The following is a 22,549-nucleotide window of genomic DNA, read 5'->3' as shown; positions in this document are numbered from 1 at the left end:
ATAATATGACCAAACTCGTTCAAGTCGCCGTTGCCATCCTGATCAAACCCAATGGCGAATACCTGCTCGCCAGCCGCCCCAATGGCAAAGGCTGGGCGGGCTGGTGGGAGTTTCCCGGCGGCAAGATTGAATCCGGCGAAACGCCAGAACACGCATTGATTCGTGAATCCCAGGAAGAACTCGGCATCACCCCCACGCAAATACAGCCGTGGATCAAACGCCGCTACGACTACCCGGCCACCCATGATGCCGAAGCCAAAACCGTGCTCCTGCACTTCTTTTTTGTGCATGCATGGCAAGGTGAGTTACAAGCACGCGAAGGCCAGCAATTCGCCTGGCAACATCCGCAAAAGCTCAACGTCACCCCGGTGCTACCCGCCAATGCGCCAATTATGCAAGCCCTCAGCCTGCCACCGGTTTACGCCATCAGCAATGTGCAAGAGATGGGCGAACCCGCCTTCTTGCAAGCACTCAAACAGCAACTCGACCAAGGCCTGCAACTACTGCAAATCCGCGAGTCGCAACTTGATAGCGCAGCACTGGCGCAATTAAGCGCACAGGTATTACAGCTATGCGCGCCCTACGACTGCCGCTGCCTGCTCAACGGCAGCCCAGAGCAAGCCCAACAACTCGGCTACCAGGGCGTGCATTTAAATAGCAAGCGCCTGCTGGCACAAACACAAAAGCCGGATAACTTGCTAGTCGGCGCCTCTTGCCACAACTCTGAACAACTGCAACAAGCGCAAGCCCTGCAATTAGACTTCGCCCTGCTATCGCCTGTGCTACCGACAAAAAGCCACCCTGAAGCAACTGGATTAGGCTGGGAGAAGTTTGGTGAAATGCTCAATGGGCTGGAAATTACAGTCTATGGGTTGGGCGGTATGCGCTTAGAACATCTGTCAAAAGCACAAGCCTGTGGTGCGCGTGGTATCGCGATGCAGAGGGCGTTGTGGTAAATATCAGCACCAGATAATCGCTGCTAGGTCCAAACCTTTCCACTTCTCTGCTAAAGTAATTTAGGCAGATGAGTTGACGCATTGATATTTGTATTTTAGGATGCACCAAACTTAATTAAAGTTAAAAATATTTAAATAAAGATCGCATCCATTCAACTAAGAAACATCTATGACGGAAAGCAATACGTCATTTAGGATGCCCACTTCACGCGAGGGGTAAAGGCATGCACTTATTAAAACAGGTGATTAATGAGACCCTTTGACAACGTTGCTGTTGGCGAAGTCTTTGAAGCCTATCCGGCCAATATGCGCATCAAGCTTTTGGCACTTCGTGAGCTTATATTTGAAACAGCTGGCTCAATTCAAGGTGTTGGCAAGCTTGAGGAGACTCTAAAATGGGGAGAGCCTGCCTACGTCACATCACAGAGTAAAAGCGGCAGCACTGTTCGCATTGATTGGAAAAAATCAAATCCATCACGGTACGCTATGTACTTTAACTGCAAAACAACGCTCATTGACACTTTCAGAACAGTTTTTCCATCCGAGTTTAAATTCGAAGGCAACCGAGCTATAGTATTTGATGAGTCAGATGTTGTTTCAACTGAAGCTTTAGCTTTTTGTGTAGCGGCAGCTTTAACTTATCATAGTAAAAGGCCCCTAACCCACCATTCAAGTGGAACGCCTAACGGCGCCCCTTAATTCCAACGTTATGCCTATCACAAGAAATCATGAATAATATCGCCGTCCGCCAAGCTGTTCTATCCGACATAGATGCACTTGCACCACTTTTTGATAGCTACCGCCAGTTTTATGGTCGTGCCAGTAACGTTGCCGCTGCAACCAATTTCTTATTGGCACGCTTTAATCACGGAGAGTCAGTAATTTTTATTGCGTATAAAGACACTACGCCAGTAGGTTTTGCTCAGCTTTACCCCAGCTTTTCTTCTGTTTCGCTTGCCCGGACGTTCATACTTAACGACCTTTTTGTGAGTGAGCACGCACGTAGAAATGGTGTCGCTTCACAGTTAGTGCAGGCGGCCACCGAGTTTGCAGGCTTGTTAGGTGCCGTTCGCGTTTCTTTATCAACTACTATCACAAACGAAACCGCTCAAGCCCTTTATCTTTCTGCTGGTTGGGTGCGTGATGAACAATATTTTGTCTATCATTTCAGCATTTAGGCATAACCAATCCATCACACAGAACGGGCTAAAGCGCGCCCAATATGTCAAACGCTAGGCTTAAGGCTTAAGATTTATGAATGTTTCCGAACTACCATTTAACAAGCTCATTGGGTTGGAGTTAGCCCCCAAAGATAGTGACTTTCAAACAAGCCTGCCTGAAAATACCCAATACACCAATCATCTAGGTACCGTCCACGCCAGTGCTATGCTTGCAGTCGCTGAGGCGGCCTCAGGCGCTTTTCTAGCTAAGCACTTTTCTAGTTATTCAGGGTTTGTGCCTGTTGTTAGACGTCTTGAGGCGAAATTTCGTAAACCAGCGGTTGGTCAAATATCGGCAAGATGTGTCTTCACTCCAGAAATACTAGACACTTGGAAAGGCGAGCTGACAAGTCGCGGACGGCTATCCATAGCTATTCCAGTTGAGGTTGTTGATGCCGCTGGGATTATCGTTATGTCTGCCACCGTTGAATGGTTTATTTCGAGTGCAGCTTAGCCCACTATTCAACGAGTACGGGCTAAAGCCTTATGGGATGATCCTAGATTACTTGAGATTCAAGCAAAAACAGCAGATGAGCCGCGATATCTGATCATTGCTCTGATTAACGGCAAACACTGGTCTGCTTTAATCACTGACAGAGGCGCAAAGATCCGACTTATTTCCGTTCGTCGCTTACGCACCGAGGAGGTCGCATTATATGAAAGCTAAAGACTTTGAACAGCAATTTGACGAGGGTGTTGATATCACGGCTGCGTTGGATTTATCAAACGCAAAGCGCGTTTTACAAACACAAAAACGGGTTAATGTCGATTTTCCCACCTGGATGGTTGAATCTTTTGACCGTGAGGTTGGCAAAAGACAATCGATCATGAAGGTGTGGCTTGCCGAACGCCTTGAGAAAGTTGCTCTAGCCCATCCATCAAGCGAAACGAAACGCTAAAGCTTAACCCCCTCATGTCAAACGTTATCTACTGCCTACATGTCCGGCGAATATCATATGAGCTATACAATCCTTACCGATAAAAACATTTCCGCAACTGAGTATTCGTCTCTCATGGAATCCATCGGCTGGGGTTCAGATTACTCAGAAGAATTAGTCCAGCGCTCATTAGCGGCATATCCTTTCATCGCGCATGCTCGCTCAGAGAGCGGTGTTTTGTGGGGGTACGTCAGCGCGTTCAGTGACCGTGCATTTTCTACGATGCTTGGCGAATTAGTGGTGCATCCAATGGCGCAAAGAAAAGGTATCGGTCATGCTTTACTATCTGCCGTCGAAAATGAGTTCACGGGTATTCCTGTCTATGTTAAACCACTCGGCGAAGCCAAGCATTTCTTTCTGGCTTGCGGCTATCGCGCGCCCATCATCGAAATGCAAGTCTTGTTCAAGCGAAATGGTGCCGCAAGCTAAGCCATCGCTGGGCCGTACCTTACGCATAAAACCGCTAAATTTAAACGTTAAAGTCATATGCTACACAATGGAACTTATACATGCGTCTTGCCTGATCATCCACAGATCGACATCAAAGTGAATCTTGTGCGAGAAAGCAAACTTGATATATATATTTATGTTGACGAAGTATTTACCGATGCGGCAGTCCGCCACTTTTTGAGTCTAGGAAACAACACAGTGAGAATAGACGACATTTACGGTGCTGGCCCTGGTAGCCGCTGGCATAGAAAAGGACTGGGGGCACTAGCTGTCAACACTGCGATTCAATTTCTCAAAACACTTTATGCGCCTGCAACAACACTTCATGGCCATGTCTACGATGCAAAAGACTTGAATTTCCCCGAAAATGAACGACCCAAACTTCAAGCAGACCGTAAGGCATTTTGGCGCACATTCGGCTACGAAATAACGGCGCCCAACGCACAAGGAGATGAATATCTTTGTGGAACAGTTGGCAACCTAATAGCGATGGATAAAGGTAAAGTACTAGGCATTCACCCGCGAGTGCTCAACATAGCGCAAATGCATTTTACTGGTAAGTAGGCTATGCATTGACGTCCAGTCAACTGCCACTCTTGGCTAAAACAATACAGTGAATTCATGCGTCATTAGCTCTTCAAAAAACACCAGCTTGCAACACTCACACAACCAGCTATATACTAATGCAATATACATTTATTCAATGGAGACTTTGCATGAGTATCAGCACTGTTTTTATCAACAATAGAACTCAGGCAGTTCGGATTCCGGCAGATGTGCGCTTACCTGAAAACGTTAAGCAGGTGACGGTGCGGGCAATTGGCAAAGAGCGGATTATTGCCCCGCTGGAGTCAAGCTGGGATAGTTTTTTCATCAATCCATTACATGCAACTGATGATTTTATGCCTGAACGCGCAACACAAACGCAACCCGAGCGCGAGGCGCTGGAGTGATTCAATACCTGCTTGATACCAATATTGTGATTTATGTGATCAAGCATAGACCGATTGAAGTGCTTGAAACCTTCAATCAACATGCCAATAGAATGGCGATTTCAAGCATCACGTTGGCTGAGTTGTTTCATGGCGCAGAAAAAAGTAGCAAACCATCGCACAACTATGCCGTGATTGAGGATTTTGCCAGTCGGCTGGAGATATTCGCTTACGCAACTAAAGCAGCACATCACTATGGCAGTATCCGCAGTGAGCTAGAGAAACGCGGGCAACCCATAGGCGTGAATGACTTACATATCGCGGCACATGCACGTAGCGAGGGGCTGGTATTAGTCACCAACAATCTGAAAGAATTCGAACGTGTGCCGGGATTATTACTTGAGAACTGGGTCAATCGCTGATTGAAGCGCTTTTTATCACATATGAATACACAACAACCCAATAACCCTTTGCATGGCGTAACGCTTGAGCATGTCGTTGAGCAACTGGTCGAGCATTACGGCTGGGACAAACTCGCACAGAGAGTGAATATCAACTGCTTTAAGAGTGATCCTTCTGTGAAGTCTAGCTTGAAATTTTTGCGGAGGACGCCATGGGCGCGGGCCGAAGTAGAAAGCTTATATCTCGCGACTTTTGCTAAAAATCACGGCTGATATTGATTGGGGTTTCACCCCCACATGAATCGCTTTTAAATCAGGGCGCAGCTTTTACCGGCATGGTGATGAACTGATCTGTAATGTTGCCTTTTTTGTCTTTGAAGCACAGTCTGAATTTGACTTGCTCGCCTGCTTTAAACGATGTGGGCAGTTCAAACAGCATTAAATGCAAGCCGCCCGGTGCCAGTTTAACTGGTTTGCCAGCAGGCACTGGCAGCTCTTCCATACTACGCATCTTCATCACACCGTTTTGCATGGTCATGCTGTGCATTTCTACCGTGCCAGCACGCTCTGTTTCTGCATACACAAGGGTGACATCCTGCGCGCTGGATAATGTGACGTAGGCGGCGCCTACGGATTGGCCTGGATTGGAAGCACGCACCCAGGCATCGCTCAGTTTCACCTCTGCGTGCGCATTGCCTAGCCAGCCGATCAGGCAAACGCTGGTGACGAGGCGGGATAAGAGGGCTGTTTTTTGCATATTCAAGAATCCTGGCAGCCAGTTATTCTGGCTCGTATAAATCTGGCGGGGTGCTATCAGGAATACGAAACTTCTCCGTGGCCCAATCGCCGAGGTCGACCAGTTTGCAACGCTCACTGCAGAATGGGCGGTATGGATTAGCGGTGGAGTACTCTGAAGTTTCGCCGCAAGACGGACAAGCCACCTTGCGGGACTTAACGGCGGGCTGTGTCAATTGTGTCCAGCCCCGGTAAAGTTACAGACGATCATCTTAAACGGGATGTCCTGCTCACAACCTTTGGGGCGTTGCACGAAATCAAGTTTTTGAAAGCGGATATTGATCGCGTATTTATTGGCGCTGACTTCAGGGAAGCATTCGTCGTGGTCTATCTCGATGCGTAATAATTGCGCCGGCTTATGACCGGACAATTGCTGCTGGTAAGCGCCATGATGCGCCACCAGTGACAATACCTGGCCGCTGCCGCGCAATAATTGCAGAATCAGTCGAATCGACTCATACATAGGCATCAGTTTGGTCAGCCAGTTGTCGAAATCGTCCTTACGACGCTCTGCGCCTAGGTACAGCCAATGACGGTAAGACGGCAAATCAAACTCACACACGCCGCCAGGAATACTGGTGCGTTGCTTGACGCTCATTAACCAGTCATTTTCACGCAACGACTGGCCGAGTTTTTGATGGTCAGAACGCAAAGCAGTGGCACAACGATCCAAGCTGGACAACGTGCTCGCCAGTGCATTGCGATCGATATTAGGATTGGTTTGCAGAAAGGATAACTGGACTTTGTGTCTGTCCAACTCTTGTAGCAGATCGACTTTCAAATCCCCGCGATCAATCAAATCCAGGATTTGCAGCATGGAAATCAGCGCGACATGATGACTGATCTCATGCCCAATCTCAATGTGGTGCAACATCTTGACGAACAGATCTTCTAGGCGGAGATAAGTTCTGATGCGCTCGTTAAATGGAAACTCGTAGCTCGACACGGCAGCCTTTTCTGTCAGCTGATACTTGAAAAGTATGCAATAAAAGCCTGATTATGAAACCCTTTTCACTCACTGGCAAGTCTTAGAGAAATTTTTATGAAACTCTAGCACTTTTTCCTGCAATTTAACCAGTGTTTGATCGTTTTCGATCACCGAATCTGCAATGGCTAAACGCTCATCCCGGCTGCTTTGCGCAGAGATCATGGCCTGTGCCATGCCTTCTGATAGTTGGCTGCGCTGTATCACGCGCGCAAGTTGCATCTGCTCATCGCAATCGACGACCAGCACGTGATCAATCATGCGCCAGTCATCACGGCTTTCCACCAGCAACGGAATCGCCAGCACCACGTAAGCATCGGCATATTGTGCTATCTGCCGGATAGCCTCCAAACGAATGGCCGGATGCATGATTTGATTGAGTTGATCCAGCGCATCTGGCTCGGCAAAGACCAATTCGCGTAATTTTGCCCTATCCAGCTGGCCATCAGCATTAAACATGGCATCGCCAAATTGCGCGCGTACCGCCTGCATGGCCGGGCTACCAGGCGCGCTCATGTCACGGGCGATATGGTCTAAATCGACTACGGGCACGCCTAATGCCATAAACGCGTTGCATACTTCGGTTTTACCACTACCTATGCCGCCAGTCACGGCCACGACTTTGCTCATGATGGTGCTCGTTACGGTATCAGGTAATAGGAAGCCAGCGCTTGTCCGTAAAACAAGGCAGCAATACCACCCAGGGCTAAAAATGGGCCAAACGGGATCGCGGTTTGGCGTGTTTTGCCTTTCAGCAAGATCAGGCCGATGCCAATCACACTGCCCACCACTGAGCTCAGCAAAATAACGGCGGGTAATAATTGCCAGCCAAACCAGGCACCAATGGCGGCCAGGAGTTTAAAGTCACCATAGCCCATGCCTTCTTTGCCAGTGACCAGTTTAAATAGCCAGTAGACTGACCACAACACCAGATACCCTGCCATCGCGCCGACGACGGCTGAAGTCAGGTCGGTAAAGCCGTATTTGATATTAAGCAACAAGCCCAGCCACAACAAAGGCAGCGTAATGTCATCGGGTAGCAGCTGGGTGTCAAAGTCGATAAACGTCAATGCGACCAGCGCGAACACGAACACCAGGGCAAATACGGTCAACATGCTGTAGCCATACTGTATAGCCACCCCCAGTGACAGCAAACCGGTTAATAACTCGACCAATGGATAACGCACAGAGATCGACGCCTGACAGCCGCGGCAGCGTCCACGCAAAAACAGGTAACTGATGACAGGAATATTTTCGATGGCGGTAATCCGGTGTCCGCAATGCGGGCAAGCCGAGCGCGGGGTCACAAGGTTATATTTGGGCTGCTCCGGCGCAGTTTGCCCTTGTAAATCCAGGCAACTGGCATGCCATTCACGCTCCATCATTTTCGGTAAACGATGGATCACCACATTGAGGAAACTCCCCACCAGCAAGCCAATCAGCAGGCACACTGCCTGTAAAAAATGGGGTTGCGTCTGCATTAAACTTAAAACGGGTTCAAGGATTTCTGACATGATACCGATAACATAGTTAAGGTTGCTGCATGATCGCATCGTTAATGCAAGTAAGCAAGGCTAAAAGACGGCAAAACCTGTTTAAAAGCCGCTTTCCCTGCCTTGAAAACCACTTGCCTGGCACCATTTATGTGTAAGATGGATACTACAGTGCAACCGACCAGGTCTGTATCTGTGTTTAAGTGACATCCGTTATCAAGTGAAGGAAGTTGCCTATGTCTGATCAAATCAAATTTACGCCACCGACCGAAGCAGGCCTCAATCAGGTCGAGTTAAATCAAGTCGAGCATCCTGCCTGGGATGAGCCCGTCATTTGCCGGGTAGAAGTTGACTTGCCAGGCTGGCTGACAAAACTGACCGGACAATCACACTGGGAAGTCTACAGTGAAGAGGAAGAGGAAAACTGCATCAGCTTTGGCATGCGCTCACTACAAACACGCGGCTTGCATAAAGCGGCCGAGCTGATTGCTGAAAAGGATATGCAGGCAGAAGTGACGTTGTACCACAACGGCTACGCAGTGGTCGACGTCAATGGACAGTCATTGTTTGATGGCGCGCTCACCAACGCCACCAATGATTGTGCACGACTGAGCTACTACCATATCAGTGGCGAGCCGATCGCATTGAATTAATAAGCTAAACAGTCAGCCTGCTCACAGGCTGGCTGTAAGGTTATTGCTGACGACTGACAGAGAAGTTAGCCAAATCCAGCAAGACCTGCTTGGCTTCTGTTGGCACGAATACGGATAAGGCCTCACAGGCCAGCCTGGCTTCTTTTTGCGCGACGGCGCGCACGTAATCAAATGCTTTCACCGCATGCAAAATTTCCAGCACAGCGCCTAACTGAGACACCTGCCCTTCCAGCAAGGCCTGCTTCACAAGATCGGCTTGCGCTGCTGGTGCTTGTTGAATCGCATACAACATCGGCAGCGTCACTTTGCCTTCTGCCAGATCATTGCCCAAGGTTTTGCCTATTTTTTCGCTGTCGCCGGTTAAGTCCAGCACATCATCAATCAGCTGAAACGCAGTGCCCAAATGCATGCCATAGGTGGCCAAACCCTCTTCCTGCTCAACGTTGGCCTGGCACTGCACAGCGCCCAAACGTGTCGCTGCTTCAAACAGCTTGGCGGTCTTAAAGTGGATCACCTGTAAATAATCCTGCTCACTGACGCCAATATTGCGCACATTAAGCAACTGCAACACTTCGCCTTCAGAAATCACATTGGTCGCATCGGCCAAGATCTCCATCACGCGCATGTTTTGCAACTTCACCATCATCTGGAAGGCGCGTGAATACAAAAAATCACCCACCAATACACTGGCCGGGTTGCCATACACATGATTGGCTGTCGACTTACCACGACGCAGCTCAGACGCATCTACCACGTCATCATGCAACAAGGTCGCGGTATGAATAAATTCGATGATGGCGGCTAATGAATGGTGCGCCGGCGTCACCGCGCCAGCCAAATCGCCGGACATTAATACCAGTGCCGGACGCAAGCGCTTGCCACCACTGTGGATGATGTATTCCGAAATTTGATTAATCAGCGGAACTTGAGATGACAAAGACTGGCGAATAACGGCATCCACCTGCTGCATATCGCCTGCAATCCGCGCCAAACAAGCATTTAGAGACACTGAAACACCAATGAAAAAACAAAGTTAAAGCATACCATACCTGCCCCGCCTCTCGCTACGCTCAAGGCGGCAGAATATACATACAGACAGCATTGATCATGCAGCAAGTCCGGCGAATAAGCAGCAAATACATGATGGATGACAGAAAAGAAAAAAGCCTTGCTTCCGAAGAAACAAGGCTTTTTATTTTTGGCGCGCCCGGAGCGATTCGAACGCCCGACCCTTTGGTTCGTAGCCAAATACTCTATCCAACTGAGCTACGGGCGCCAAGGTTTGCTGCTATGCAACAAAAACAGCATTATAACACTATTTTAAGCTTTGTGGCGGTGCAGATTCACATCCAACAACCAATCTACCAAAAACAACACCCGCGCGGAGCAAGGTTTTTGGCGGTGAGCGAGGGATTCGAACCCTCGATACAGGTTTAAGCCCATATGCTTCCTTAGCAGGGAAGTGCCTTCGACCTCTCGGCCAGCTCACCTTATTAAAACAATCAAGTCCTAATAAAACCAACACAGCTTACGCTGTTCTCTTTGCAGTATTGCTACTGCATCGAAGGGCGCCATACTACGTGAAAACCCTTCAGAAATCAACGTCAAAAACAAGAATGTTTTATTTCTTTACATAAAGGAAACGTGAAATCAGCGAGCGAGCGGGATGAAGTGCAAGGCGCACGGAACGCAGAAACCGGAATGTACTGTAGTACATGAGGATTTTGAGTACCGCGTAACGCAGCAATTCGCCCGCGCAGCCGCTTATTCCGCGTTTCTATTAAGCGTTTTCTAAACCGAACGCTTTATGCAGCACGCGTACCGCCAGCTCCATATATTTCTCCTCGATCACCACGGCGATTTTAATTTCGCTGGTAGAAATCATCTGGATATTAATGCCCTCTTCGGCCAGTGTGCGGAACATCTGGCTGGCAATACCCACATGTGAGCGCATGCCCACGCCGACCACAGACACCTTGGCGATCTTGTCATCGCCACTGATTTCACGTGCCTGGATATGACCTTGCACCTTGTCACGTAACAAGGCCAGCGTCTTATTCATTTCATTCTTATGCACAGTAAAGGTAAAGTCAGTCGTGCCATCAGCGCCGACGTTCTGGATAATCATGTCGACATCGATATTGGCATCTGCCACCGGGCCCAGGATTTGATAAGCGATGCCTGGTTTATCAGGCACGCCAGTCACGGTAATTTTCGCCTCATCGCGGTTAAAAGCGATGCCGGAGATAATTGGTTCTTCCATGTTTTCCTCATTTTCTTCGAATGTGATCAGTGTGCCGTCGCCTTCTTCTTCAAAGCTGGACAACACACGCAATTTGACTTTGTATTTACCGGCGAACTCCACAGAACGAATCTGCAGCACTTTAGAGCCTTGAGACGCCAGTTCCAGCATCTCTTCAAAAGTGATTTTTTCCAGGCGGCGCGCTTCAGGCACCACGCGAGGATCGGTGGTATACACGCCATCCACATCGGTATAAATCTGGCATTCATCGGCTTTTAAAGCAGCAGCCAAGGCCACACCAGTGGTATCAGATCCACCGCGACCCAGCGTGGTGATATTGCCATTGGCATCTACGCCCTGAAAACCTGCCACCACACAGACATAGCCGTCATCGAGGTCTTTTTTCAGGTTGTGCTGATCGATGTCCAGAATGCGCGCTTTGTTATACGCATCATCCGTCAGAATTTTGACCTGGGTGCCGGTATAGCTTTTTGCCTTGATACCAAGCTCCATCAGCGCCAGGGCAGTCATGCCTATGGTCACTTGCTCACCGGTGGACACCATGACGTCCAACTCACGTGGATCCGGATCCGGCATGATTTCCTTGGCCAAGGAGATCAAACGGTTGGTTTCACCGGACATGGCAGACACCACGACCACCACTTGATGCCCCATGGCTTTATAGCGCGCAACACGACGCGCCACATGACGGATACGCTCGGGATTGGCGACTGAGGTGCCACCATATTTTTGTACGATTAATGCCATTATTTCGCTCTGTTAATCAATTGAATTAATTTAGTTTTGCTTCTGCCCAAGCCTTCACGCTTGCCAGTGCCTGCGGCAAATTGGCTGGCTCGGTACCACCAGCCATCGCCATATCCGGCTTGCCACCGCCCTTGCCACCGACCTGGCCTGCCACATGATTCACCAGCTCACCTGCTTTCACCTTGGCCGTTAAATCAGCAGTTACGCCTGCTGCCAGGCTGACTTTACCGTCAGCGACACTGGACAAGACAATGACGGCAGATTTGAGTTTATCCTTGAGCTTGTCCATGGTTTCGCGTAAAGCATTGGCATCAGCACCTTCCAGCGTTGCCGCCAGCAGTTTGACGCCATTGATATCCACGGCTTGCGCCGCCAGGTCATCGCCCTGCGAGGATGCCAATTTGGATTTCAAGCGTGCCAGTTCCTTTTCCAGCGACTTGACGTTATCCATCACTTGGGCGATCTTGGCAGGCAGCTCATGCGCTGGCGCTTTCAACTCACCAGCCACCTGATTAATCAGGGCTTGTTGCGTTTGCACCAGCTTCAATGCGCCCTCGCCTGTGGTCGCTTCCACGCGACGCACGCCAGCAGCCACACCACTCTCAGCGGTGATTTTAAACAAACCGATATCGCCGGTACGGCTGACATGGGTGCCACCACATAATTCACGGGAAGTACCGATATCCAGCACGCGTACTTCGTCACCATATTTTTCACCAAACAGCATCATGGCACCGGTTTGCTGCGCAGACTCAATGTCCATCACACGTGCTTGCGTGGCTGCGTTGGCAAGAATTTCCGCATTCACCAAGGTTTCCACTTTGGCAATCTCTGCATCCGTCATCGGCGCATTATGCACAAAGTCAAAACGGGTTTTTTCGGTATCCACCAGACTGCCTTTTTGCTGTACGTGTTCACCCAGCACTTCACGCAAGGCTTTGTGCATCAAATGCGTGGCAGAGTGGTTACGCATGGTGTTGGCACGCGCTTGCAAATTGACCTTGGCAGCTAACGTATCACCGACTGACAAGCTGCCGGTTTTAAGTACGCCATGGTGACCAAATACCGCCGCCTGGATTTTTTGCGTATCTTCTACGGCAAAAATACCGTTAGCTGACTTGAGTTCACCGCTATCGCCAATCTGGCCACCAGACTCAGCGTAAAAAGGCGTGTCATCTAGCACCACCACACCCATGTCGCCCTCGTTTAAGGTGTTGACCGGGCTACCATCTTTATACAACGCTAATACGTTGGCCTGCGTCTCCAGCTTGTCGTAACCGTGGAAAGTTGTTGCCGCGCCATCATATTCAAGATTCAGCGCCATTTTAAATTTACCGGCCGCGCGTGCCTGTTCCTTTTGACGCGCCATGGCGGCATCAAAACCAGCCGTATCCACGATCACACCTCGCTCGCGGCAGATATCTGCGGTCAAATCCAGCGGAAAGCCGAAGGTATCATGCAACTTAAACGCCAGATCGCCATTGAAAATAGCAGGTTTGGTGGCTAATTCTGCTTCCAGAATCTGCATGCCGTTTTCAATGGTTTCAAAGAAACGGTCTTCTTCCTGCTTGAGAATATCGGTGATGCGTGCCTGGTTGCTCACAAGCTCAGGATAAGCCTCACCCATTTCAGCCACCAGATCCGCGACCAGCTTGTGGAAGAACGCGGCTCTACAGCCAAGTTTGTAACCATGACGAATCGCGCGGCGGATAATCCGGCGCAGCACATAACCACGGCCTTCATTGCCGGCAATCACACCATCGGCAATCAGGAAGGAGCAGGCACGGATATGGTCAGCCAGCACTTTGAGTGACGGGCTATCCAGGTCAACGGTATGGGTTTCGCGCGCAGCTGCTTTAATCAGCGCCTGAAACAAGTCGATTTCGTAGTTGGCATGCACACCCTGCAACACGGCAGAAATACGCTCCAGGCCCATACCGGTATCGACCGATGGCTTGGGCAAGGGATGCATCACACCTGCTTCATCGCGGTTAAACTGCATGAAGACGTTGTTCCAGATTTCGATGAAACGGTCGCCGTCTTCATCAGGTGAACCTGGAGGACCTCCTGGAATATGCGCACCGTGGTCATAGAAAATCTCGGTACAGGGGCCGCAAGGCCCAGTATCGCCCATCATCCAGAAATTGTCAGACGCGTAACGCGCGCCCTTGTTGTCGCCAATACGGACAATTTTATCCGCAGGCACGCCGACTTCTTTATTCCAGATATCGTAAGCTTCGTCATCTTCCGCATAGACAGTGACCATCAGGCGCTCTTTGGGCAAAGCGTACACCTCGGTCAACAACTCCCAGGCAAACTTGATCGCATCACGCTTGAAGTAGTCACCAAAGCTGAAGTTACCCAGCATCTCAAAAAAGGTGTGGTGGCGAGCGGTATAACCGACGTTTTCGAGGTCGTTATGTTTACCGCCTGCGCGTACGCATTTCTGGGCTGACGCCGCGCGGGTATAAGCGCGTTTGTCAAAGCCGAGAAACACATCCTTAAACTGGTTCATACCCGCATTGGTGAACAGCAGGGTCGGGTCACCATGCGGCACCAGCGAGCTGGAAGTCACCACCTGGTGGCCTTTGGAAGCAAAGAAATCCAGGAAAGCCTGGCGGATTTGCTTGCTGGAAGGGTTACTTCCGTAACTAACTGTAGTCTTCTGGACTGTCATCTTCTGCGTGTCTATTCAAAATATGTTTAATCACTTGAAACGTAAAACCGCGGCTTTGTAAAAAACGGGCTTGTTTCGCCCATTCTTCACGCGTCGTCGCGGCCGCTTTAAACTTTTTGCGCCAGACTTCCCTGGCGCGTGCTACTTCATTCTCTTGCAAACCGGCAACGGCTTCGGCAATCAAGGCGTCATCCACCCCTTTTTCGCGTAACTCGTTAGCCACCCGTGCCGCACCAAACTTGGCCTGGCGCGCATGCACCATTTGCTCGGTGTAGCGTGCATCACTTAACCAGCCACGCGCTTGAAAGTCTGCGATCAAGGCAGGTATATCATCGGCTTCATCGGCGTAAGCCTTAAGCTTTTGCGCCAGCTCGGCCGCAGAATACTCCCGCTTGCTTAATAGCTCCAGCGCACGCTGGCGTAAGGATTTTTCTAACGGCTTTTTTGCTGGGGGTGGTGGCAACGGAATTAATCGTCCTCGCCTCTGGCTGAAGGCATGCTATCGGCCAGCACATTCGAGTTGTCGCGAATCTTGGCTTCGATCTCTGCCGCAATGGCTGGATTTTCACGCAGGAACTCTTTGGCGTTTTCTTTACCCTGGCCGATTTTTTCACCGTTGTAGCTATACCAGGCACCGGCTTTTTCCACCAGTTTGAGGTTGGTGCCGAGTTCAATCACTTCGCCTAGGCGTGAAATGCCTTCGCCGTACATGATGTCAAATTCGGCCTGCTTAAATGGCGGCGCGACTTTGTTTTTAATCACTTTGACGCGGGTTTCAGAACCAATGACTTCATCGCCCTTTTTAATCGCGCCGGTACGGCGGATATCCAAACGTACAGAAGAATAGAATTTCAGTGCGTTACCGCCTGTGGTCGTTTCCGGGTTGCCAAACATGACGCCAATTTTCATACGGATCTGGTTAATAAAAATCACCAGCGTATTGGTACGCTTGATATTGCCGGTCAACTTGCGCAGTGCTTGCGACATCAAGCGTGCTTGCAAGCCCATATGGCTGTCACCCATTTCGCCTTCAATTTCAGCACGCGGTGTCAGCGCCGCAACCGAGTCAACCACCACGATATCGACAGAACCAGAACGCACCAGCATGTCGGCGATTTCCAGTGCTTGCTCACCGGTATCCGGCTGGGAAATCAGCAACTCAGGCACATTCACGCCCAGCTTGGCCGCGTATTGCGGATCCAACGCATGCTCGGCATCGATAAATGCGGCCACCCCGCCAAGCTTTTGCATTTCTGCAATAGCTGACAAAGTCAGCGTGGTTTTACCTGAAGACTCAGGGCCATAAATCTCCACAATCCGGCCACGCGGCAAACCGCCTACGCCCAGCGCGATGTCCAGGCCCAGCGAGCCGGTGGAGACGACTTGCAAGTCCTCACCGATATCGCCGTCGCCCATGCGCATAATGGAGCCTTTGCCGAACTGTTTTTCAATTTGAGAGAGTGCGGCGGCGAGCGCTTTGCTTTTGTTGTCATCCATGCTGATTGCTTTCTTTGACCAATAAAAATGCGTTGTTTACACAAACGCTATATACTTCAAACAATAACTTCTAATTATTTCATAAATCGACCATCAGTGAAATGGCGAAGCCATGAATTAGGCGAGTGAATGCCAACTGCGAACGCTCACCGGCGACTGTCAGTGAATAACGACAAGGTCGCCGATTTGAACGCAGTGGCTGTCAACCGTTAGATGACAGGTGCGTTAAAGCTTCAGGGAGCATTAATTTGTTTTCCGTGTGAGGAGAATTTATGAAAATCGTAAAATATATTTTGACATTCACGCTGGGCAGCCTGGCTGCCTTTAGCGCACAAGCACAGGACAACTGGTCTGTCGGTGTGGTGGTCGGCAATCCGTATCCACCTGCTTACTACGCACCACCTCCGGTATATTATGCGCCACCACCAGTGGTCGTTTACCGCCATCCGCAAAGTAACTTCTATGGCGTGCCAGCAGTGGCTTATCCGCAACCAGCGCCTGGCTTTATCCAGTTTTCGTATGGAAACGGTGGCTATGGCGGTTACAACTACGGCCCGAGAAACTTTTACGGTGGTGGCTGGAATGGCGGCGGCGGACATGGCCATGGTCACGGCCACCATCATCACCGCTAGTTCTGATTACAACGCATTAGCTATCTTAAGCAAGCCAGCCAGCAAATAGCTGGCGGCCTGCTCACGCACTTGCGTTCTATCGCCTTCAAAATGACGGGTTTCTATCACCGTAGTATTGCCGCTGTCACCATCACCGCGAGATGCCCAGGCAAAGCACACAGTGCCGACTGGCTTGTGCAGTGACCCGCCACCTGGACCAGCAATGCCGGTGATGGCAGCACTCAGATGCGCCTGACTATATTGCAATACCCCCAACGCCATTGCTTCGGCCACTGGCTCGCTGACTGCACCAAACTCGGCAATCAATGCAGCAGGAACACCCAGCATTTCAGTTTTTGCCGCATTGCTGTAGGTGACGAAACCACGGTCAAACCAGCCGGAACTACCGGCGATGGCAGTTACCGCTTGCGCCACCATACCGCCAGTGCAAGACTCGGCGAGCGCCAGTTGCCAGTGTTTTGCTTGCAGCGCCTGCCCCAGGCTAGTGCTTAACTCAAGCAGCATATTCATGACAAAAATCCTTGCGCGACTTGCAATAGTAATATGGCCATGATTGCGGCCAAGACATCATCCAGCATTACCCCAAAGCCGCCTTTTACGCGCTGATCGACCCAGCCAATCGGAAAAGGCTTCCAGATATCAAACAAACGAAAGCTGGCAAACGCAGCTAGGCCCCAGCCCAAGGTGAAGGGCACCGCGATCAACACCGCGGCCATCGCCACGACTTCATCCCACACAATGGCACCATGGTCACTGACACCTAGTGCGCGCCCTGTCACTTCACAACACCAGACGCCGAGCAAGAACAACACGCCTAAACTTAAGCACTGCTGTGCGAGTGGCAAATTCATCAATAGCCAATACAGTGGAAAGCCCAATAATGTGCCGACGGTACCGGGCGCTTTGGGCGACAAGCCTGTGCCCAGGCCAAAACTCAGGCAATGTAAAGGATGTGAAAACAGCAAGCGCCAACTTGGCGGCTGCGGTGGCTGACGGTCATTAGCCAAAATGCGCATACCCTTTCTGCGATAAGTCGATGCGGGCCTCACCGTTAAACACCTGTAAACCTGCATGCGCAGTCACTTTCCCAATACGGCTCAAGGGCAACCCCAGTTGCGTTGAAAGTGCCTGCAAGGCATCCCTGTGCTGCGGCGCAGCAGTAAAACATAATTCATAATCATCGCCACCGGCCAACACTGCCTGTTGCAACACAGTGTCTGTCACTGACGACAGCGGCAACAATGGCTTGGGCATCGCCGCCCAATCCAGCTCAGCGCCAACGGCAGACGCCTCTAGTATGTGCGCCAGATCTGCCAGCAAGCCATCTGAAATATCCAGTGCGGAGGTCGCCATGCCACGCAATGCCAGCCCTAACGCCACGCGCGGTTGCGGGTGGTGCATGGCCGTGGCCAGCGCAGCGAGTTCTTCGGCATGCACATCCAGCTTGCCTAAGCGATGCTGCAGCCATAAAGCAGCCTGCCCCAATACGCCACTGACCCAGATATCATCGCCCGCTTGCGCGCCATTGCGCTGCAATGCCTGGCCTTGCGGCACTTCACCCATGATATTAATCGCGACATTCAATGGTCCGCGCGTGGTGTCACCGCCAATCAGTGACACGCCAAAAGCATCAGCACAGGCAAACAGCCCGTCACTAAACCTTTGCAACCAGGACCCATCAACCTCTGGCAAGGCAATCGACAAGGTGGCCCATTTTGGCTCGGCGCCCATGGCGGCCATATCACTGACATTCACCGCCATCGATTTCCAGCCGATGACAAACGGGTCAATATCGGCAAAAAAATGTGTGCCTGCCACTGACATATCTGCCGAAACCGCCAACTGATAGCCAGATCGCACGCGAATCAGGGCCGCATCATCGCCCACGCCCAGATCAGCTTGTGCTGGCCGGGTAAAATATTTGGCGATGAGCGCAAACTCAGCCACGACGACCCTGCCACCAGCGCAACCACACCGTGGCGATGCCCCAAGCCAGCAAAATACCAACGACATCCGCCAGCCAGTCATAGACGCTGGGCTGCCTGGTGGTAGTGAGTATGCCTTGCAATACTTCCATCAGCGCACCAAATGCGGTCAGCCCGAACAAAGTCGTTTTAGGAAAACGTTGAAATGCCAACAAGCCCCAGAAAGTGACACCACCAAAGGCAATCACATGCTGAATTTTGTCTTTGTAAATTGAGCCATCGTTTGTTGGCGCCATTTCCATCAGCAACAAATAGGTCAGCAAAGCAAAACAACTTATAAAAATCAGCCGGGAAATGGTGTGGTAACGCATGCAATCTCTTTAATTACTGAAGAATTGAGTTTATTTACGAATGGCAGATTTAGGACGAAAAGATTTGACGATGGTTTCGTCAGTTTCCAGATAAGGCATCGGTTTGTCGCTGGTCGCCAGCAAGTCCAGGCAATACGGCACTGCCGCAAAAATACCCGGCACCAGCGTATTGCCTTCGTTATCTTTAAGGCCTTCCAGCGTTTCCTGTATCGATTTGGGCTGTCCCGGCAAGTTAATCACCAGGCATTGCTTGCGGATCACCGCCACCTGGCGCGACAAAAGCGCCGTTGGCACAAAACGCAGGCTGATTTGCCGCATTTGCTCACCGAAGCCTGGCATGTCACGGTCGGCAATCGCCAATGTCGCCTCCGGCGTTACATCCCTGAGCGCAGGGCCGGTGCCGCCCGTGGTCAGCACCAGGTGGCAACCTTCTTCGTCCACCAGTTGCTTGAGAGTCTGGGAAATGGTCGCTTGATCATCGGCAATCAGGCGGCTGGATACTGTATATGGAGAAACCAGGGCTTGTGCCAGCCAGGCGGTAAGCGCCGGGATGCCCTTGTCTTCATATACGCCTTGCGAGGCACGATCACTGATAGAAACTAATCCAATGCGCGCGAATTGTTCTTGCATAACCTGGTCTATGTCAATGGTGACTGTGTTAATGTACCAATACATCATAACATTACAACCTGCCATTCGATCATGGAGAATTCGATGAACCCCCTGTGCAAGCCTGGACAGTCCGTTATGCCCGCCCCTTCCTTATCAAGCAAGTGGTCCTTATATATTAAGCATGCTGCCATGCTGGTAGCCCTGGCCTTCAGCCCTGCCACCTGGGCAGAAGACAACCCTTACAGCAACCATTACCAGGCACAAAATCAGGGTGATTTACACTCGTTGCAAGCGAACCCAGAACCGCAGCTATTCAGTGGTACGCGCCGCGATGAAGACAATATCAAGATGCTGGAAAACGGTTACGACCTGATGGGATTCAGTAGCTTTGAAGCGGGCGAAGTCGATGCGGAACAGGCACGCAACCATGGCCGCGCTATCCAGGCCGACAGCATCCTGGTTTATATGAAAAAGGCTGGCGGCGCTTCGCCGTCATCCAGAATGGAAGTCATCAAAGAAGCGGTTAAAAAAGGGCAATCACTGACCGAAAAAGATGTGGCGGCAACCGCCAGCAGCTATCGCTATTACGCCACCTACTGGGCAAAACTGCCACCTCCGCTGCTGGGTATCCATGTGATTAAACTGGTGCCTAAACAGGCGACGCAAGGTGAGGATGTGCCGACTAACACTGCCAGCAGTGAGGGCGTACGCGTGATCGCAGTGATTCATGGCTCTGCAGCTGAAAAAGGCGGTGTGGTGCGTGGCGATCAATTACTGAGCCTCAACAACGAAAAAGTGGATGATGCGGCCCAACTGTCCAACCTGGTGAGAAAATACCGTGGCAAAGCCGTCAAATTGCAATTAGAGCGCCAAGGAGAGCCACTGGCGACTGATGTACAGTTATAACGGCCACGACTTTAGTAGCCCCCGAGCGATTGCCACCCTACTCCTCATGTAAGCGGCAATCCCTTTGTTAAAAATAGAATTACAGAAAGTGTTGTGCATGTTTCAACCTACCTTCGAGCACCAGGCAGCCCGTGAAGCTGCCGGTGACCTGGACGATATCCAATTCTTGCGGGCGCTGTTCGACGATATCCGCCCCAAGGTGTCCACCGACATCGAGAGCGCCAGCAAGGCGTTACAGGCTTTGTGCTTTCTGCTGCAGCAACATCCACAGTATGCCTTGTCATTGCGTAACAGCCTGCTCAGGTTACTGGACGAAAAAAGTGTGATTTCGCTCTATTCCGACCATGGCATCCAGTCTGATCTTGGTTTTTTCACCGAAATCTACCGCCGCCTCTGGCACAAGCTACTGCCCGATGTGCCAGACCCCAAATACCTGAAAGATGTGTTTGGGCAGATATTTCACAAAAACAGTGATGTCGACTGGGTTATTGGCATGCCGGACACCGTCTGGCGCGACTTCATGCAGACACTGGACATCAGCCAGGGTAACGCGCAGCAACAGCAAAACTGTATCCAGGAGGTCAAAGATGCACTACAGGTGCTGTCGTATCGCTTATCCGCTTCCGGACTGGACCCCGAGCTGATTTTGCAACATGAAGACCTGGAGTCGAATGGCTCGCCGTTTATTACGCAAAACATCGAAATTCAACAGTTTCTGGCACTGCCGGCGATTCAGGCAGAAGACATCCAGCATTTGTACAGCGTGCTCAAACGCTGCGAGCAGCTGACGTATGAAATCCGCAAATCGAATGCCAAAACCGGGACCAGCATTTCGCTCACGGCGCTGATGCAACGCATATTGCAGCAAATTCAACGCATGCAGTTATTGCTGGATATTTTGCATGGCCTGATCCTGAAGCATGATGTCAGCCACGCCATCACACGTTTGCTCAAACAACTGGTAGATGCCGAATGCAAGAAAAACAACCTGTCTGAATACTGGCGCCAAAATACAGAGTTACTGGCCTTGCGCGTGACTGAAAACGCCAGCCACACCGGCGAGCATTACATCGCGCAACACCGCAATGAATACTTCAAACTGATGGGCTCAGCCATGGGCGCGGGCATTATCATCGCCATCATGGGCATGATTAAAATCATGATTGCCAGCTACCACCTGCCGCCGCTGACAGAAGCGATCCTGTTCAGTCTCAATTACGGCCTGGGTTTTGTCATTATCCATTTGCTGCACTTTACCGTCGCCACCAAACAACCGGCGATGACGGCGGCAACCATCGCCTCCACCATAGATGACCATGGCCACGATAGCAAAAACATCCATAACCTGGTGAATATTGTCGCGCAAACCACCAGCAGCCAGACTATTGCCATCCTGGGTAATGTGGTGGTGGTGATTCCGATGGCGATCCTGATTGACTGGCTGATCATGCAAGCCACCGGCCATCATTTTATTGGCGCCGAAAAAGCGCATGCCTTACTGGATAGTAATAACCCGCTGATCAGCCTGACAGTCATGTATGCCGCGGTAGCGGGTGTCTGCCTGTTTTTATCCGGGCTGATCGCTGGCTACCACGACAATTTAGCCGCTTACAACCGGATTCCGGAGCGTTTAGGCCATTTGCACTGGCTGCAAAATCTTCTAGGCAAAGATCGCCTGTGGCGCATTACCGAATATATCCGCCACAACCTGGGGGCGCTGGCGGGTAACTTCTACTTTGGCTGTTTGCTGGGTTTTGCGTCCGGCTTGGGCGTCATGTTGGGCTTGCCGCTGGACATCCGCCACGTCACTTTTGTGGCGGCATTTGCCGGCTACGCTTTGCCAGCCCTGGACTTTCAGGTCAGCCACTACATTATTGCAACCACGATACTCGGCATTGCATTAGTCGGCACCACCAACCTGATCACCAGCTTCGGCCTGGCGATTTATGTGGCGATGAAATCGAGGAAAGTACGTTACCGTCACTGGAAGGCTTTTTGGCTGGAGCTGTTGACGGCGCTGTATCGTCAGCCTGGCAAGTTTTTACTACCGCCCAAAAAACCGGAATAAGCTTGAATCAGCAGGCTGTTTTTTACAG

The 22,549-nt window shown here is 50.8% G+C and carries 30 protein-coding genes and 2 tRNA genes; 15 read left to right on the top strand and 17 right to left on the bottom strand.

Annotation, left to right across the window (positions count from 1 at the left end; genetic code table 11):
* The first annotated feature begins 5 nt into the window (after positions 1 to 5).
* From OH31_RS03905 to OH31_RS03860, 11 genes are all read left to right on the top strand, one after another.
* Positions 6 to 956, top strand: a complete 951-nt coding sequence (locus OH31_RS03905) for a Nudix family hydrolase (protein ID WP_024929707.1) — start codon at positions 6 to 8, stop codon at positions 954 to 956.
* A gap of 249 nt (positions 957 to 1,205) precedes the next feature.
* Positions 1,206 to 1,655, top strand: coding sequence for a DUF1801 domain-containing protein (locus OH31_RS03900; RefSeq protein WP_024929706.1), 450 nt, complete (start codon positions 1,206 to 1,208; stop codon positions 1,653 to 1,655).
* A gap of 29 nt (positions 1,656 to 1,684) precedes the next feature.
* Positions 1,685 to 2,134, top strand: a complete 450-nt coding sequence (locus tag OH31_RS14355; RefSeq protein ID WP_036298627.1) for a GNAT family N-acetyltransferase — start codon at positions 1,685 to 1,687, stop codon at positions 2,132 to 2,134.
* 76 nt (positions 2,135 to 2,210) lie between these two features.
* Positions 2,211 to 2,630: a DUF4442 domain-containing protein gene (locus OH31_RS03890; protein WP_024929705.1), complete on the top strand. Its 420-nt coding sequence runs from the start codon at positions 2,211 to 2,213 to the stop codon at positions 2,628 to 2,630.
* Positions 2,631 to 2,636: 6 nt separating this feature from the next.
* Entirely contained in the window at positions 2,637 to 2,843 is a 207-nt protein-coding gene (locus OH31_RS14920; protein ID WP_088178112.1) for a BrnT family toxin, read from the top strand.
* Positions 2,833 to 3,075 carry a type II toxin-antitoxin system BrnA family antitoxin gene (gene brnA, locus OH31_RS03885; RefSeq protein ID WP_024929704.1) on the top strand — a complete coding sequence of 81 codons (243 nt, stop codon included), beginning with the start codon at positions 2,833 to 2,835 and terminating at the stop codon, positions 3,073 to 3,075. Before OH31_RS14920 ends, brnA begins: the two co-directional genes overlap by 11 nt.
* 57 nt (positions 3,076 to 3,132) lie before the next feature.
* The gene (locus OH31_RS03880; protein WP_158497424.1) at positions 3,133 to 3,543 is read left to right on the top strand and encodes a GNAT family N-acetyltransferase; all 411 of its coding nucleotides are present in this window, start codon (positions 3,133 to 3,135) and stop codon (positions 3,541 to 3,543) included.
* An 87-nt stretch (positions 3,544 to 3,630) separates the two neighbouring features.
* Positions 3,631 to 4,128, top strand: coding sequence for a hypothetical protein (locus OH31_RS03875; RefSeq protein ID WP_024929702.1), 498 nt, complete (start codon positions 3,631 to 3,633; stop codon positions 4,126 to 4,128).
* 152 nt (positions 4,129 to 4,280) lie between these two features.
* The gene (gene vapB, locus OH31_RS03870; protein ID WP_024929701.1) at positions 4,281 to 4,517 is read left to right on the top strand and encodes a type II toxin-antitoxin system VapB family antitoxin; all 237 of its coding nucleotides are present in this window, start codon (positions 4,281 to 4,283) and stop codon (positions 4,515 to 4,517) included.
* Positions 4,514 to 4,918 (top strand): type II toxin-antitoxin system VapC family toxin, encoded by a 405-nt coding sequence (locus OH31_RS03865; protein WP_024929700.1) that lies wholly within the window; start codon positions 4,514 to 4,516, stop codon positions 4,916 to 4,918. The genes vapB and OH31_RS03865 overlap by 4 nt, the downstream gene beginning before the upstream one ends.
* 21 nt (positions 4,919 to 4,939) lie before the next feature.
* The gene (locus OH31_RS03860; RefSeq protein WP_024929699.1) at positions 4,940 to 5,170 is read left to right on the top strand and encodes a VF530 family DNA-binding protein; all 231 of its coding nucleotides are present in this window, start codon (positions 4,940 to 4,942) and stop codon (positions 5,168 to 5,170) included.
* Between the two features lie 40 nt (positions 5,171 to 5,210).
* Here OH31_RS03860 and OH31_RS03855 read toward each other — a convergent pair whose 3' ends face one another.
* The 5 genes from OH31_RS03855 to OH31_RS03840 form a co-directional block, all read right to left on the bottom strand.
* Entirely contained in the window at positions 5,211 to 5,654 is a 444-nt protein-coding gene (locus OH31_RS03855) for a copper chaperone PCu(A)C (protein ID WP_024929698.1), read from the bottom strand.
* A gap of 22 nt (positions 5,655 to 5,676) precedes the next feature.
* A complete protein-coding gene (locus OH31_RS14695) occupies positions 5,677 to 5,868 on the bottom strand; it encodes a DNA gyrase inhibitor YacG (protein WP_081755119.1) in 192 nt (63 codons plus the stop codon).
* Positions 5,865 to 6,638, bottom strand: a complete 774-nt coding sequence (gene zapD, locus OH31_RS03850) for a cell division protein ZapD (protein WP_024929697.1) — start codon at positions 6,636 to 6,638, stop codon at positions 5,865 to 5,867. Before zapD ends, OH31_RS14695 begins: the two co-directional genes overlap by 4 nt.
* A gap of 69 nt (positions 6,639 to 6,707) precedes the next feature.
* Positions 6,708 to 7,307, bottom strand: a complete 600-nt coding sequence (gene coaE, locus OH31_RS03845; protein WP_024929696.1) for a dephospho-CoA kinase — start codon at positions 7,305 to 7,307, stop codon at positions 6,708 to 6,710.
* Positions 7,308 to 7,318: 11 nt separating this feature from the next.
* A complete protein-coding gene (locus OH31_RS03840; RefSeq protein ID WP_081755118.1) occupies positions 7,319 to 8,158 on the bottom strand; it encodes an A24 family peptidase in 840 nt (279 codons plus the stop codon).
* Positions 8,159 to 8,406: 248 nt separating this feature from the next.
* Here OH31_RS03840 and OH31_RS03835 point away from each other — a divergent pair, with 248 nt between their 5' ends.
* Positions 8,407 to 8,823 (top strand): hypothetical protein, encoded by a 417-nt coding sequence (locus tag OH31_RS03835; RefSeq protein ID WP_019881717.1) that lies wholly within the window; start codon positions 8,407 to 8,409, stop codon positions 8,821 to 8,823.
* 40 nt (positions 8,824 to 8,863) lie between these two features.
* Here the strand turns inward: OH31_RS03835 and OH31_RS03830 are convergent, their stop codons facing one another.
* The 7 genes from OH31_RS03830 to recA all read right to left on the bottom strand — a co-directional run bounded on the left by OH31_RS03830 (position 8,864) and on the right by recA (position 16,007).
* The gene (locus OH31_RS03830) at positions 8,864 to 9,793 is read right to left on the bottom strand and encodes a polyprenyl synthetase family protein (protein ID WP_024929694.1); all 930 of its coding nucleotides are present in this window, start codon (positions 9,791 to 9,793) and stop codon (positions 8,864 to 8,866) included.
* A 229-nt stretch (positions 9,794 to 10,022) separates the two neighbouring features.
* Positions 10,023 to 10,099, bottom strand: a tRNA-Arg gene (locus tag OH31_RS03825).
* Between the two features lie 120 nt (positions 10,100 to 10,219).
* Positions 10,220 to 10,313: transfer RNA gene (locus OH31_RS03820), tRNA-Ser, on the bottom strand.
* A gap of 290 nt (positions 10,314 to 10,603) precedes the next feature.
* Positions 10,604 to 11,833 carry an aspartate kinase gene (locus OH31_RS03815; protein WP_019881715.1) on the bottom strand — a complete coding sequence of 410 codons (1,230 nt, stop codon included), beginning with the start codon at positions 11,831 to 11,833 and terminating at the stop codon, positions 10,604 to 10,606.
* Between the two features lie 25 nt (positions 11,834 to 11,858).
* Positions 11,859 to 14,510, bottom strand: a complete 2,652-nt coding sequence (gene alaS, locus OH31_RS03810) for an alanine--tRNA ligase (protein WP_024929693.1) — start codon at positions 14,508 to 14,510, stop codon at positions 11,859 to 11,861.
* Complete coding sequence (recX, locus tag OH31_RS03805) at positions 14,485 to 14,973, bottom strand: recombination regulator RecX (RefSeq protein ID WP_024929692.1); 489 nt, start codon at positions 14,971 to 14,973, stop codon at positions 14,485 to 14,487. The genes alaS and recX overlap by 26 nt, the downstream gene beginning before the upstream one ends.
* A gap of 5 nt (positions 14,974 to 14,978) precedes the next feature.
* Positions 14,979 to 16,007, bottom strand: coding sequence for a recombinase RecA (gene recA / locus OH31_RS03800; protein WP_019881712.1), 1,029 nt, complete (start codon positions 16,005 to 16,007; stop codon positions 14,979 to 14,981).
* Positions 16,008 to 16,279: 272 nt separating this feature from the next.
* Between recA and OH31_RS03795 the strand changes: the two genes are divergently transcribed.
* On the top strand, positions 16,280 to 16,639 hold the full coding sequence (locus OH31_RS03795; protein WP_024929691.1) for a hypothetical protein: 360 nt from the start codon (positions 16,280 to 16,282) through the stop codon (positions 16,637 to 16,639).
* Between the two features lie 6 nt (positions 16,640 to 16,645).
* Here the strand turns inward: OH31_RS03795 and OH31_RS03790 are convergent, their stop codons facing one another.
* The 5 genes from OH31_RS03790 to mog are packed head-to-tail and all read right to left on the bottom strand — an operon-like array spanning position 16,646 to position 19,565.
* Positions 16,646 to 17,149, bottom strand: coding sequence for a CinA family protein (locus OH31_RS03790; RefSeq protein WP_024929690.1), 504 nt, complete (start codon positions 17,147 to 17,149; stop codon positions 16,646 to 16,648).
* On the bottom strand, positions 17,146 to 17,655 hold the full coding sequence (locus OH31_RS03785; RefSeq protein ID WP_024929689.1) for a phosphatidylglycerophosphatase A: 510 nt from the start codon (positions 17,653 to 17,655) through the stop codon (positions 17,146 to 17,148). The genes OH31_RS03790 and OH31_RS03785 overlap by 4 nt, the downstream gene beginning before the upstream one ends.
* The gene (thiL, locus tag OH31_RS03780; RefSeq protein WP_024929688.1) at positions 17,639 to 18,586 is read right to left on the bottom strand and encodes a thiamine-phosphate kinase; all 948 of its coding nucleotides are present in this window, start codon (positions 18,584 to 18,586) and stop codon (positions 17,639 to 17,641) included. Before thiL ends, OH31_RS03785 begins: the two co-directional genes overlap by 17 nt.
* On the bottom strand, positions 18,579 to 18,935 hold the full coding sequence (locus tag OH31_RS03775) for a hypothetical protein (RefSeq protein WP_019881707.1): 357 nt from the start codon (positions 18,933 to 18,935) through the stop codon (positions 18,579 to 18,581). Before OH31_RS03775 ends, thiL begins: the two co-directional genes overlap by 8 nt.
* 30 nt (positions 18,936 to 18,965) lie before the next feature.
* Positions 18,966 to 19,565, bottom strand: a complete 600-nt coding sequence (gene mog, locus OH31_RS03770) for a molybdopterin adenylyltransferase (protein WP_024929687.1) — start codon at positions 19,563 to 19,565, stop codon at positions 18,966 to 18,968.
* 171 nt (positions 19,566 to 19,736) lie between these two features.
* Here mog and OH31_RS03760 point away from each other — a divergent pair, with 171 nt between their 5' ends.
* Together OH31_RS03760 and OH31_RS03755 are read left to right on the top strand one after the other, a co-directional pair.
* Positions 19,737 to 20,453 carry a PDZ domain-containing protein gene (locus OH31_RS03760; RefSeq protein WP_024929686.1) on the top strand — a complete coding sequence of 239 codons (717 nt, stop codon included), beginning with the start codon at positions 19,737 to 19,739 and terminating at the stop codon, positions 20,451 to 20,453.
* A gap of 97 nt (positions 20,454 to 20,550) precedes the next feature.
* Positions 20,551 to 22,521 (top strand): site-specific recombinase, encoded by a 1,971-nt coding sequence (locus OH31_RS03755; protein WP_024929685.1) that lies wholly within the window; start codon positions 20,551 to 20,553, stop codon positions 22,519 to 22,521.
* The last annotated feature ends 28 nt before the right edge of the window (positions 22,522 to 22,549 follow it).

It is taken from the genome of Methylophilus sp. OH31, from assembly GCF_000576615.1.
GTDB lineage: Bacteria > Pseudomonadota > Gammaproteobacteria > Burkholderiales > Methylophilaceae > Methylophilus.
The sequence above is the reverse complement of the archived record's forward strand: the minus strand, read 5'-3'. Positions and strand labels throughout refer to the sequence as shown.